This is a genomic window from Shewanella sp. SM29 (assembly GCF_025654245.1).
GTDB classification, from domain to species: domain Bacteria; phylum Pseudomonadota; class Gammaproteobacteria; order Enterobacterales; family Shewanellaceae; genus Shewanella; species Shewanella oncorhynchi.
The window spans coordinates 95,549-107,286 of record NZ_JAKKRN010000006.1; the positions used below are offsets into that span (position 1 = coordinate 95,549).

At 45.6% G+C, this 11,738-nt stretch carries 10 protein-coding genes; 6 read left to right on the top strand and 4 right to left on the bottom strand.

The genetic code is table 11. The features are described 5' to 3' along the window. Window positions 1–51: 51 nt before the first annotated feature. Window positions 52–1,674: an AbgT family transporter gene (locus L5L77_RS05985; protein WP_263222307.1), complete on the bottom strand. Its 1,623-nt coding sequence runs from the start codon at window positions 1,672–1,674 to the stop codon at window positions 52–54. Between the two features lie 559 nt (window positions 1,675–2,233). On the opposite strand from L5L77_RS05985, the gene L5L77_RS05990 reads away from it, so the two are divergent. From L5L77_RS05990 to L5L77_RS06000, 3 genes are read left to right on the top strand one after another with little or no spacing between them, the layout of a single operon-like run. Continuing rightward, window positions 2,234–2,800 (top strand): LemA family protein, encoded by a 567-nt coding sequence (locus tag L5L77_RS05990; RefSeq protein WP_131524447.1) that lies wholly within the window; start codon window positions 2,234–2,236, stop codon window positions 2,798–2,800. A gap of 49 nt (window positions 2,801–2,849) precedes the next feature. Next, a complete protein-coding gene (locus L5L77_RS05995; protein WP_131524448.1) occupies window positions 2,850–3,887 on the top strand; it encodes a DUF3137 domain-containing protein in 1,038 nt (345 codons plus the stop codon). Beyond that, window positions 3,887–4,642, top strand: coding sequence for a lytic transglycosylase domain-containing protein (locus tag L5L77_RS06000; RefSeq protein WP_263162538.1), 756 nt, complete (start codon window positions 3,887–3,889; stop codon window positions 4,640–4,642). Before L5L77_RS05995 ends, L5L77_RS06000 begins: the two co-directional genes overlap by 1 nt. Before the next feature lie 57 nt (window positions 4,643–4,699). On the opposite strand, the gene L5L77_RS06005 is transcribed toward L5L77_RS06000, so the two are convergent. Together L5L77_RS06005 and L5L77_RS06010 are read right to left on the bottom strand one after the other, a co-directional pair. Then, the gene (locus L5L77_RS06005) at window positions 4,700–5,545 is read right to left on the bottom strand and encodes a 23S rRNA (adenine(2030)-N(6))-methyltransferase RlmJ (protein WP_263141385.1); all 846 of its coding nucleotides are present in this window, start codon (window positions 5,543–5,545) and stop codon (window positions 4,700–4,702) included. A 92-nt stretch (window positions 5,546–5,637) separates the two neighbouring features. Further along, window positions 5,638–7,902 (bottom strand): GGDEF domain-containing phosphodiesterase, encoded by a 2,265-nt coding sequence (locus L5L77_RS06010; RefSeq protein ID WP_105250693.1) that lies wholly within the window; start codon window positions 7,900–7,902, stop codon window positions 5,638–5,640. A gap of 266 nt (window positions 7,903–8,168) precedes the next feature. Between L5L77_RS06010 and L5L77_RS06015 the strand changes: the two genes are divergently transcribed. After that, window positions 8,169–8,915 carry a class I SAM-dependent methyltransferase gene (locus L5L77_RS06015; protein ID WP_263185093.1) on the top strand — a complete coding sequence of 249 codons (747 nt, stop codon included), beginning with the start codon at window positions 8,169–8,171 and terminating at the stop codon, window positions 8,913–8,915. 228 nt (window positions 8,916–9,143) lie between these two features. After that, window positions 9,144–9,791, top strand: a complete 648-nt coding sequence (locus tag L5L77_RS06020; RefSeq protein WP_263185094.1) for a CatB-related O-acetyltransferase — start codon at window positions 9,144–9,146, stop codon at window positions 9,789–9,791. 46 nt (window positions 9,792–9,837) lie between these two features. Here L5L77_RS06020 and L5L77_RS06025 read toward each other — a convergent pair whose 3' ends face one another. Further along, window positions 9,838–10,758: a LysR family transcriptional regulator gene (locus L5L77_RS06025; protein ID WP_263185095.1), complete on the bottom strand. Its 921-nt coding sequence runs from the start codon at window positions 10,756–10,758 to the stop codon at window positions 9,838–9,840. Between the two features lie 185 nt (window positions 10,759–10,943). On the opposite strand from L5L77_RS06025, the gene L5L77_RS06030 reads away from it, so the two are divergent. Continuing rightward, window positions 10,944–11,693, top strand: coding sequence for a 3-oxoacyl-ACP reductase family protein (locus tag L5L77_RS06030; protein ID WP_263176904.1), 750 nt, complete (start codon window positions 10,944–10,946; stop codon window positions 11,691–11,693). Window positions 11,694–11,738 lie beyond the last annotated feature (45 nt).

Here is an 11,738-nt window from a genome sequence, read left to right on the forward strand (position 1 = left end):
TCGAATAAAGAAAGGGCGTCGACTTCATCATCGACGCCTTTTTTATTGCGATTAAGGCGTGTAGTAAGTCGCGGCTCCTGGCCCAACGGGCAGACCAAAGCCAAATACCCACAGGAAGAAGAACGCTGTCCAACCCACGAAAAACACGAGCGAGTACGGCAGCATAGTGGCGATCAGCGTACCTATCCCTAGGTTTTTCTGGTAACGACAGGCAACCGCTAAGATCAAGCCAAAGTAACTCATCATAGGTGTGATTAAGTTAGTCACCGAATCCCCAATACGGTACGCCGCTTGAATCGTTTCGGGCGCATAACCAACCAGCATGAGCATAGGCACAAAAATAGGAGCGGTAATGGCCCACTGGGCCGAGGCACTGCCAAGCATCAAGTTGATAATGCCGCAGAGCATAATAAAGAACAAAAATACGATTGGGCCCGTCAAGCCTATGGATTGCAGTGCATCGGCACCTAACACCGCCAATACTGCGCCTAAATTACTCCAGTTGAAGAAGGCGACAAACTGCGCGGCGAAAAAGACGAGGACGATGTACATGCCCATAGTGCTCATGCTGTGGGACATGGCATTGATGACATCTTTATCATTTTTGATGCTGCCCACGACTTTGCCGTAAATAAAGCCCGGTATGGCAAAACAGATAAAGATAAAGGCGACTATGCCCTTGAGGAATGGCGAACCTGAGATGAGACCGGTTTCAGGATGGCGCAGCGGTGCGCCTTCTGGTACGACTGAAATCGCTAAAATAACCGCGAGCACTAACATAGATAACCCAGCCCATTTTAAGCCGCGTTTCTCAATAGCACTGATGCTCTCCATCGATTGCAGTACGGTTTCGTCTGCATCATCATCTTGGTATTGACCTAACTTAGGTTCGACGATTTTCTCTGTGACAAAGGCGCCAAGGAAAGTGATCACAAAGGTGGAGACAAACATGAAGTACCAGTTTACTTCTGGGCCGACGTTGTATTGAGGATCTATCATACGCGCCGCAGCTTCGGTAATGCCCGATAGCAAGGGATCGACAGTACCAAGCAATAAGTTAGCGCTATAACCTCCTGAAACCCCGGCAAAAGCGGCAGCTAAACCTGCAAGTGGATGGCGGCCAAGGGAGTGGAAAATCATCGCCGCCATAGGGATAAGTACCACATAGCCAAGCTCGGCAGCGGTGTTGGACATTATGCCGGCAAATACTATGGTCACAGTGACTAATCGTTTAGAGGCGCCCATGACTAAAGCACGCATAGCCGCAGATAATAAGCCAGAGCGTTCGGCAATCCCGACACCGAGTAGCGCCACGAGCACAGTGCCGAGCGGTGTAAAGCCGGTAAAGTTGGTCACCAGATGCGAGACTATCATCCGCAAACCTTCGGCGTTCATCAGGCTCACCACATGGATTAAACCGTCGGCACTGCGGCCGTGTGAGCCAATAGGTCTAGGATCAACCACGGTTAACCCAAAGTAGCCCGCAATACCTGAAATAATGACTATTGCAACACAGAACAGTGCGAATAAGGTGATTGGATGGGGCAGCAGGTTGCCTAAGCGTTCAACAATATTGAGAAAACGTATAAACCAACCACTAGAGCTGATATCGCCCGGTTGTGGATTGGGTTCAGAAGCTTTTTGTGGGGGAATATCGCCGGAATTAAAACTCATCGTCCTTCCTTTATGTCGACCTTTACGCAGCGCAATATTTTGACCCTATAACAGACTCGAGACATTGCCGACGGCCGATTGTGGATGACGTGGCTGAGGGGATAACTCTAGATGCAAGACTTGGAGTGAAAGCTAAGGTAAAAGTTAAAAAATTAGCGGCAAAGTATGATTGTTAAGTTTTAATTGAAACTTAAATGTTGCTATTGACTGTGTTGAAGTGAGGAGGGCGAAAATTAGGATAAAAAAATGGACTCTCGAGGAGTCCAGTATTCACGAGCAAAATTGGATGCTCTAATGTTGTGCCATATCACTATAGACGTTGTTTGCTGTATCGGAGCTGAATATCGATAAATTTATAGGTTAAATGCTGTTTTTTATGCAGATGATCACTTTTCATCGTTGAATATGGCCAGTTTCGTTGATGATTGCTCGTTAGATAACATCGCCAGCTCTGACCAGCGAGTAATTTCATTGTCTTAATCAGCCCGCAGGTGAAATTTTCACTCATTTATGGTTAGCTGTATCCTATTAACAAGAATAAGAAACCTAAGGATGGAAGATGGAAAAATTGTTATTGGGATTAACGCTGATTTTTATCGTGACCTATCTTTGGTACGTCAGCCTAGTCAAAAAGCGCAATACAGCGCTCGAAGCCTTGTCGGGTATCGATGTACAGCTGACCAAGCGTGCCGACCTTGTGCCTAATATTCTAAAAATCGCTAAACGATTTATGGAGCATGAAAAGTCACTGCTCACTGAAATCACCGAATTGCGTACTCTGCTAAGCCATAATTACAACAAGGCCGACCCTAGCGCAGTTAAAGAACATTTAGTTCAGGCTGAGCGGTTGAACGACAAAATGAGTACCTTGATGGTGAATGTGGAGAACTATCCTGAGCTCAAGTCCGACAACACTATGTTGCAGGCGATGCAGACCTATAACGAGGTCGAAGCACATATCTCAGCTGCGAGGCGTTTTTATAACTCGGCAGTTTCCGAGCTTAATACTGCGGTAGAAATCTTCCCCGGCTCGATTATCGCTTCTATGGCGAGTATTAAAGTGATGCCATTCTATGAGGTGAGCGAAGCGGCAAAAGCGCCCATAGATGCGGCCGAATACTTGTAAGCTTAGCTGTGCAGGGTGAGTTATCACCCTGCAATACTATGACATCAATATGAATATCATCACTTTTATTTTAGGTAGCCCGATTCGGACTTATCGGGGGCCTGTTGGTTTGTCTGCGGATTTGGACGAACTACCTCAACTCGAAGCGTATTACGAAGAACATATCGCGCCCATCAGTCGCAAATATGAAACTAAGCGTGTGGCTTGCCTTAAGGCGGCGCGTAAACGTTTGTATTTGAGTTTGATGATAGTGCTTGGGCTGAGCTTGCTCACCGTTATTGGCTACTACAGCGGTGGCGCTTATTTCCCGCCTTTGCCATTGCTTGCTTTAGTCGGATTAAGCTGGTGGAGCTTTGCTCCGACTCGTGAGTTTAAGCATTTGGTTCAAAATGATATTTATCCGCTGATGTTTAAATATTTCGGCGATGATTTTATTTATAGCCGCGAAATGCGCCTCGACATGAATCGACTCGTTGCGGCTAAAGTATTGCCGCGATACGACAAAGTCAGCTTCGGTGACTATATACAAGGCTGCTATAAGGGCGTTGAGTTGGCGGTCAATGAGCTTACCCTGACCAAGAATGTACAAGTCGAAGAGCTGGATGTCAGTACCAGCAGGCGCAGAACTGTGACCCGCACGGAAACCCAGTTTCGTGGCTTAGTGGTTGAGCTGAGTAGCCATAAAGCGTTTATGGGTCATACTGTTGTGCTGAGGGATCGCGGTGGTTTAGCCAATTTCCTGTCCGACAGCCATGCGGGACTGGTACGAGTCAAACTTGAAGATCCGCAATTTGAAAAAGAGTTCGACGTGTTTTCAACGGATCAAATCGAGTCACGTTATTTGCTCAATACGGCATTTATGGAGCGCTTACAGGAGCTTGCCAAACATTTCGATGGCAATATTCAATGTGCATTTTTCCGCAATAAATTGACTTTGTTCCTGCCGAATCGCAGAACGCATTTTCAAATGCAGTCCATTTTTCATGGCGCAACCTTTTCAGTAGAATTTAGTCAGATAAACCGAGAAATGAAGCAACTCTTTGCTATTATTGAAGTACTTAAACTTAATCAGTACACGGGACTTTGATGTTGCTTACTCGCTCAGCGCTTGCTCGTACACTGACTTTTGCAGCCTTTTCATTGCCCTGCAGATTTGAGGGGCTAGGCCTGTGCTTATTATTGATATCGAGTTTGATGATAAATGCAAATGCTGAGGAGGCGCGCGAAAAAGCTAAGCCGCGTATTGTGGCGCGGTACTCACAGAGCGGCATAGTGAGTAGTGAAGGTCTAGAAAAACTCAAAATTTATCAATACCAACAAGCTAATGGTGTCACCGTATTTACCGACAAAGCCCCCGCAAATAACCAGTATCAAATTTTGTTATATGACTGTTTTGCCTGTCGTCCCGATTCGACCATAGACTGGAATGGTATTCGGCTATTTACCGCTAATTATGATGCCTTGATCTCCCATGCAGCCCATAAGCATCAACTTGATCCCGCCTTAATCCGCGCTGTGATCCACGCGGAATCAGCCTTTAATGCGCGTGCACTTTCGCGAACTGGCGCCATGGGATTAATGCAATTGATGCCAGAAACAGCAAAAGAGATGGGTGTGGCAAATGCATTTTTGCCCGAAGAGAATATCTTAGGTGGCAGTAAGTATTTGGCACAAATGCTAAAACAGTTCAATGGTGATGTCGCATTGGCCTGCGCGGCTTACAATGCGGGGCCGACGACCGTGGTTCAGTACAATGGCATTCCGCCCTATCCTGAAACCCAAGCCTATGTTGAGCGTGTGAAAATTTTATTGAAGCGTTACCGCGAGCAGAAGGACGTTTAGCAAGCTAAAATGAAGTGGCGAAAATCCGGAGATCATCGCCGCCATTTGAGTCGAAGGTTACTCGCCGACTTCCCATTTTACGGTAATGTCACCGTCCACTTGTCCAAGTGTTTTACCCAAGTAATCCATTAATTCAGTTGCGATTTCGTCTAACTGCCAAGGTGGATTGATGATCCATAATCCTGCCGCTGTCATGCCAAATTCATCTGAATCGGGCTTAATGGCTTGTTCAATTCTCAGCTGACGTTTAATGCCACTGCTGGCTAGGCGCGATAACATACCTTCGGTCTGAGCGCGATTTACGACTGGATACCACAGGATAAACACACCCGTAGCAAAACGCTTGTGCGCTTTTATCAGGGTTTCGGCCACATCTTGGTAGTCGGTTTTCATCTCGTAGCTAGGATCTACTAGCACCAGAGCACGACGCTCTAATGGTGGTACTGCGGCGATAATGCCTTTTAAGCCATCACCTTTGATCACTTTAACTTGTCTGTCTTCGCAGAAATAATCATCCAATAACACATAATCAGTGCTGTGCAGCTCGTGCAAGACCATGCGATCTTTAGGCCCTAGCTCCATGTCGATAATGGCGGGTGAACCTGGGTAGAAGTTTAGTTCGTCTGGATTTTCTTCATTAAAATGGCGCACGGCGGCGACATAGTCCTGCAGCGATTGTGGTAAGTCAGTTTTATCCCAAAGCTTAGCTACACCTTCGAGGTATTCACCTGTTTTCTGTGCAAATTCATCGCTTAAAGCATAACCACCCGCACCTGCGTGGGTATCGATATACACGAGTGGTTTGTCTTTCTTGTGCATCAGCTGCAAGGTTTGTAGCAAGATGGCGTGTTTCAACACATCGGCATAATTGCCAGCGTGATAACCATGGCGGTAACTTAACATGGGGGATCCTAGTAATTTGCAAACATAGCAAAGAGAGGCAAATGCCAGTCGGCAATTATACCTGCGATGCTTCTAGGCGTAAATTTAATGCCTCAGTTGGCGCTCTTTTTATTGGCAAACCAATGTGTGGGGGTTTGCATTTGAAAGGTTTTCAGCCAGAGATTCGCTGGTGCGGGTTTACCGAATAAATAACCTTGAAATTGTTCGCATCCTAGCGCAGTGAGTTGCAATAATTGGGCTTCGGTTTCGATACCTTCGGCAATGACGTTGAGTTTTAAGCTCTTGGCTAACAGGATGGCGGCGTTAACAATTTGGGTATGGCGTTCACTAATGCCCATTTGACTGACAAAGTAACGGTCGATTTTAATTGTGTCGGCACTGATATCAATGAGCTGGCTTAATGACGCATGGCCAGTGCCAAAATCGTCAATGGCGATAGAAACCCCCATGCGAGCTAAGGTGTTTAAGCGTCGTCCTGTTTCTTTATGGGTTGAAAATACAGAGGTTTCAGTAATTTCAATTTCCAACAATGGGATGAGTTCAGGATGATTCATATAGGTTTGGATCAACACCTTAAAGAAGCGATCCGACAGAATATCTTGCCCAGATAAATTAAAGGCAATCCTAACCAGAGGCACATTTTTAGGCCAAGAACGGATCAGTTGTAGTAATTGCCTGAAGACTTTTATCGCAAAAATCGCCTGCAATTGAGATGACTCTATGATGGGGATAAAAGTGTTCGGCATGATCATAGTGCCGTCTTCATCAAACATTCTGGCTAGCGCTTCAAAGCTAGTAATGTGGCCATTGGCCATCACTTTAGGTTGCAGCCACATTTCAAGGCGGTTGTGTTTCAGTGCGTCACGGATTCTGGCTTTTTGCGATGAAGCTTCGAGAAGATTGTTAATCAAACCAATGTAATACACCATCACTGGGCTAGCTTGGGTGGTTTGTTTTATGGCAATTAAACATTGCTCTGCGGCTTGCTGCGGTGAGGCTTTATTACCTGAGCTGCAACCGACTCTGCACTCGAGATGATATTCAGTCTGTTGTTCTTGCTTAAGTTGTAGGTTTGTTGGAATACGCTCGCGTAATTGTAGCGCTAGGTTTTCAGGGGAGATAAGCGGCAGGCTAGTAAACTCGAGTGCAAACGATGCTCCTCTAAATCGGTATATTTTTGCGATATGACCAAAGCGATTTTTGAGTTCAATAGCAAAGGCTTTTAGGATGGCATCTCCGACGCTGATACCGAAAGCAGCATTAATTTGGCTAAGATTATCAATTTTGATTAAGGCTACGGTCATTTCCTGATGGATCAAGCTTGGCGCTGGGTTATACCAGTGATTTTCGTTGGGTAATCCTGTCACTAAATCATAGAAATGCGTGCTGATGTGGTGCTTTTTAAGTCGACTCAGTTCAATCGCATGGTTTGCCTGTTCTGTGACATCGTGGCAGTGAAACAACAAAGTATCATGGTGCTGTAATGAGGCTTTTTGCAGCAGATATTTAGTGCTGTTATTGTTCTTTAAATGGGTCGGAAACGAGGCCGCCAGTAAATTCGTGCTGGTATCTTCGGTAAGTTCAAAAATGTCACATAGGCGAGTGCTGTTTAGTGTGACTTCTCCAGCGATTTCCCTCGCGGCATTATTCAGGTTGAGAATGACTCCATCCTCATTGCAGAAGAAGGAGGCTGTACCATTATTTTCAAAGATTTCAGCATATTGATCTAATGTATGTTGCAGTGCATTTTGATGCTGGATCATTTGCTGTGCATGGATTTTCTGGGTTTTTAGCAGGCGCATCGCCGACAACGGGATGCAGATATTAAAAAACATAAACAGCAAACCGTTTAGATAAGCGTGGGTCGCAGGTAGGCTGATATCAATATCGATAATGGGAGGCAGGTTTTGGTTACGCAGTAGCAGTAAAAAAGGCAATACGTTGAAACACATCATAATAAAAGCGACTTTTCTGCCAAACAGGAAAAGCGCCATCAAGGGCAAGGTATATAAGAAAGTAATACCTACCTGCGATAAGTTAAAGTCAGGGATAAACAACAGCATAGATAAACAGGCTGCAATAACCATCGCCAGCAGGCTGATAGAGCTGACGAGTAAATATTTGCGCGTAAACCATAAAGACAGGAATAGTACGGTTAAAAAACTGACCGTAATGCTGATAATGAAAGTGAGGTTTAACTCATACGCAATTAAAGAGCTATGCAGCACTATGCTAGTGGTCAAGATGGCACCACTGAGCAGAATAATCCGCAATAAGCTGGTTTTTAATATCGTTTTGTCAGGATTTAAAAAATCTTGCTCCCTGATAAACAAAAAACCTTTTAGCCATTGAAGCAAAAAAAGTCCTTATCCCGTACGGAAGTCACGCAGGTTGGCTGGGGACGTAACATATAACATAAATCACTAAACTGTTATACAAATAGATTGCCGCCTTTATAAATCAGTATATTACAGTGTGATACTTGTTTGAATTATTAAGGGCGCACTGAGACAAATTGGCTAATACAGTGATGAGCTTGGTGATGTGTTTTGCTTACTAGCATATTCATAAACAAGATTTTTAGGCATAATGGCCATCATTTTCGTTGGTTAGAAGACAGCCTGTGACCCCGATTTTTTTCAATCAGCAATACCCAACACTTGTGGATATTTGTGCACGTTGGCAACTCGTCTACGATGCGAATGCGACCTTCGAATTGCGTTTTGAATCAGATACTTTATCACTGCATAAACGCGATGAGCCTAAGCTCGATGGCATAGTGGTGGATTTTGTGACTGGCGCCGTCGCCCATAGACGTAAGTTTGGTGGTGGTCGCGGCCAATCTATCGCTAAAGCGGTGGGATTGAAGCAAGGGGTAACACCAAGTGTGGTTGATGGCACTGCGGGTTTAGGGCGTGATGCGTTTGTGCTCGCAAGCCTTGGTTGTACAGTGACTATGGTAGAGCGTCATCCTGTGGTTGCGGCATTGCTTGAAGACGGCCTGCGCCGCGCCTATCAAGATGCTGAAATTGGCGATTGGATGCGTGAGCGGATGCGCCTGTTTCATGGATCTAGCCTAGAAGCACTATCGAAATTGGCACAAGAGGTGGATGTGGTTTACCTCGATCCTATGTACCCCCACCGTGATAAATCGGCCCTTGTTAAAAAAGAAATGCGTATATTCCAATCCTTAGTCGGTGCCGATTTAGATGCCGATGGCTTACTCGCCCCAGCTTTAGCCTTAGCAACTAAACGTGTCGTCGTTAAGCGCCCAGACTATGCCGAAGATTTGGATGGGGTTAAGCCAAATACAGTTATCGAAACTAAGAAAAACCGTTTTGATGTCTATGTAAAAGCTGCGATGAAATAGCGAAAATTTTTCTCATCGCGAACATTGTATGCTTTCAGTGACAACGGCTTAGCTCATGTCGATTTTTCAGTTTTATGGGCTATTTTCTTTTTTATACTCACTTGTGATTTTTTATATGAAACTCATTCCTCTGCTAAAACAGCCGCGTATTCACTGACTATTCTAATGTGAAACTTCTCATAACATTATGTTTCGTATTAACTATTTTGTTTATAAAGAGGATTTGCAATGCGGAACAAGCATTGGTCAAAAGTTCAGTTATTGCACGAGGTGGTCACCAATCCCAATATCATAGTCAAAGGTCAGCATAGCTATTACAGTGATTGCTGGGATGCTGGCTTTGAGGGAGCAGCGGTGAGATATCTTCATGGCGATGAAGTGAGCCGTGAGTGGGAACCTAAGTGGTCTATCGATAAACTTTATATCGGTAATTATGTGTGTATCGCTGCCGAAGTTGTGATCTTAATGGGCGGAAATCATACGCATAGAGCAGATTGGTTTTGTTTATACCCCTTTATGGATTTCATCGAGGATGCCTACGTAGGCAAAGGTGATACTCATATTGATGATGGGGCTTGGTTAGGCATGAGATGTATGTTGATGCCAGGGGTGACGATAGGTGAAGGTGCGGTTGTTGCCGCAAATAGTGTTGTCACCCAAAATATCGAACCCTACAGTATTGTGGCGGGATCACCCGCGAAATTAATCAAGTATCGGTTTGATAAAGACGTCATTACTGAGTTACTGGCGTTAAAAATCTACGATTGGCCTGCCGAAAAGTTTGAAAGTTTAAAGCGGTATTTGTGTTCGGCGGATTTTGACGCGCTCAGCAAAGCGATCACTCTCTATGACCAATCCGTACATCAAAGCAAGTAACCGTTAGTCCCAAAGTCAAAGGTCGCGCTCAGTCGAGGCCTTTTACTTATCCTGCCTTAAATCTGCTTTTGGGCGCTTTCGCTAAGTCGACCAGTTCTTCGATGATCACTCGTAGCTTGGGTTGGAGGTAAGGAGTTTTAAGCCAAATCAAGTGGATGGGTGTGTCGTCACTGGCGAGTTCGTCCAGTACCGAGATAAGTTCACCAGTTTTAAGATAGTCCTCAACCAACCATATTGGCACCTGCGCTAAACCCACTCCCGCCAGTGTGGCCGCTAAAATGGCTTCGCAATCAGCGATTTCGTGGCGTACTGGAATGTCATAAGCCTCGATGATCCCATCCTCATTTTTAAGTAACCAGCGATGTTGCTGCCCGAGCGGCCAGCCGACAATGCATTGGTGCTGGCTAAGATCTTCTTTGCCTTGTGGCGCGCCAAGTCGAGCGAAATAGGCGGGAGACGCGCAGATCACTCGGCGTTGTTCCCCTAATCTGCGGGCGACTAAATCCACAGTGTCGCTGAGTTGTCCGACACGCACCGCCAAATCAATGCCGTCACTAAACAAATCGGTCACTCTATCGTTAAAGGTAATGGATAACTCGAGCTTGGGATATTTTTGCGATAGTGATAATAGGGTTGGCAGTATATATCGCCGCCCAAATGTCACGGGTAAATCCACTCGCACTCGACCTGAGGGAATTTGCTGTTCGCTGCCGAGTCGGCTCTGTGCATTGTCTAGGATTGCCATGGCATTTTGGCAATCTGTGAGGTATGAATCGCCATCATTGGTTAAGCTCACACGCCGTGTGGTGCGGTGCAGCAGCTTAGTGCCTAAGCGGGTTTCTAATCGCACTATGCTTTTACTGAGCGCCGAACCAGTCATGCCTAACGCCTGCGCCGCTAAGGTAAAACTGCCTAGCTGGGCAACTGTGACGAAATGGCGTATCTCAACAAATTGATTATTTATCACGGCAATTAATTCCTTATAGGACTTAGTGAGGGTCATTTTAGTGACTTAATCATGGTAAGTGAATCGCGTAAGCTACTACCACAGTATGAAAATGAGCGTTAACGTACAAGCGAACGTCATTTTGTAATTGATTAAAAAGGTTTTTCTATACAATCAACCTTAACCTCCTATTGAGTGAGCAAACTATGAAATCGTCGAATAATTTGCAAGGTAAAGTGGCTTTTGTACAAGGTGGTAGTCGTGGTATCGGTGCCGCCATTGTTAAAAGATTGGCGAGTGACGGCGCCGCAGTTGCCTTTACCTATGTTTCATCTGAGGCGCAGTCGCAATTGCTGGTGGACGAAGTTATCACTCATGGCGGTCAAGCCATTGCCATTAAGGCCGACAGTACAGAGCCTGAGGCGATCCGTCGTGCCATCCGCGAGACCAAAGCGCATTTCGGTGGCTTAGATATAGTGGTTAATAATGCGGGTACGCTGATTTGGGATAGCATTGAAAATCTGACGCTAGAAGACTGGGAGCGAACTGTTAATACTAATGTGCGCAGTGTGTTTGTGGCCAGTCAAGAAGCCGCGCTGCATATGAATGACGGCGGCCGCATCATCAATATCGGTAGCACAAACGCTGAGCGTATTCCGTTTGTAGGTGGTGCGATTTACGGCATGAGTAAATCGGCCTTAGTCGGTTTGGCTAAAGGACTCGCGCGGGATTTAGGCCCACGAGCTATTACGGTGAACAATATTCAGCCTGGACCTGTGGATACCGATATGAACCCTGATAATGGTGATTCATCCGAGCCCGTTAAGGCGATGGGCGCCCTAGGGCGTTATGGTAAAGCCGAAGAGATCGCCAGCTTTGTCGCCTTTATTGCGGGCCCAGAAGCGGGCTATATCACAGGGGCGAGTTTGATGATTGATGGTGGGTTTTCTGCATAAGTTTTGCCTGTATTTATCTTTTAGGCAAAAAGTTTGATTCCAATC

Excerpts from the sequence above, each read along its gene's own strand:
- L5L77_RS06020 (WP_263185094.1), top strand. The coding sequence starts at position 9,144 with ATGCGGAACAAGCATTGGTCAAAAGTTCAGTTATTGCACGAGGTGGTC.
- L5L77_RS05990 (WP_131524447.1), top strand. The coding sequence starts at position 2,234 with ATGGAAAAATTGTTATTGGGATTAACGCTGATTTTTATCGTGACCTAT.
- L5L77_RS05985 (WP_263222307.1), bottom strand. The coding sequence starts at position 1,674 with ATGAGTTTTAATTCCGGCGATATTCCCCCACAAAAAGCTTCTGAACCC.
- L5L77_RS06005 (WP_263141385.1), bottom strand. The coding sequence starts at position 5,545 with ATGTTAAGTTACCGCCATGGTTATCACGCTGGCAATTATGCCGATGTG.
- L5L77_RS06000 (WP_263162538.1), top strand. The coding sequence starts at position 3,887 with ATGTTGCTTACTCGCTCAGCGCTTGCTCGTACACTGACTTTTGCAGCC.
- L5L77_RS05995 (WP_131524448.1), top strand. The coding sequence starts at position 2,850 with ATGAATATCATCACTTTTATTTTAGGTAGCCCGATTCGGACTTATCGG.
- L5L77_RS06030 (WP_263176904.1), top strand. The coding sequence starts at position 10,944 with ATGAAATCGTCGAATAATTTGCAAGGTAAAGTGGCTTTTGTACAAGGT.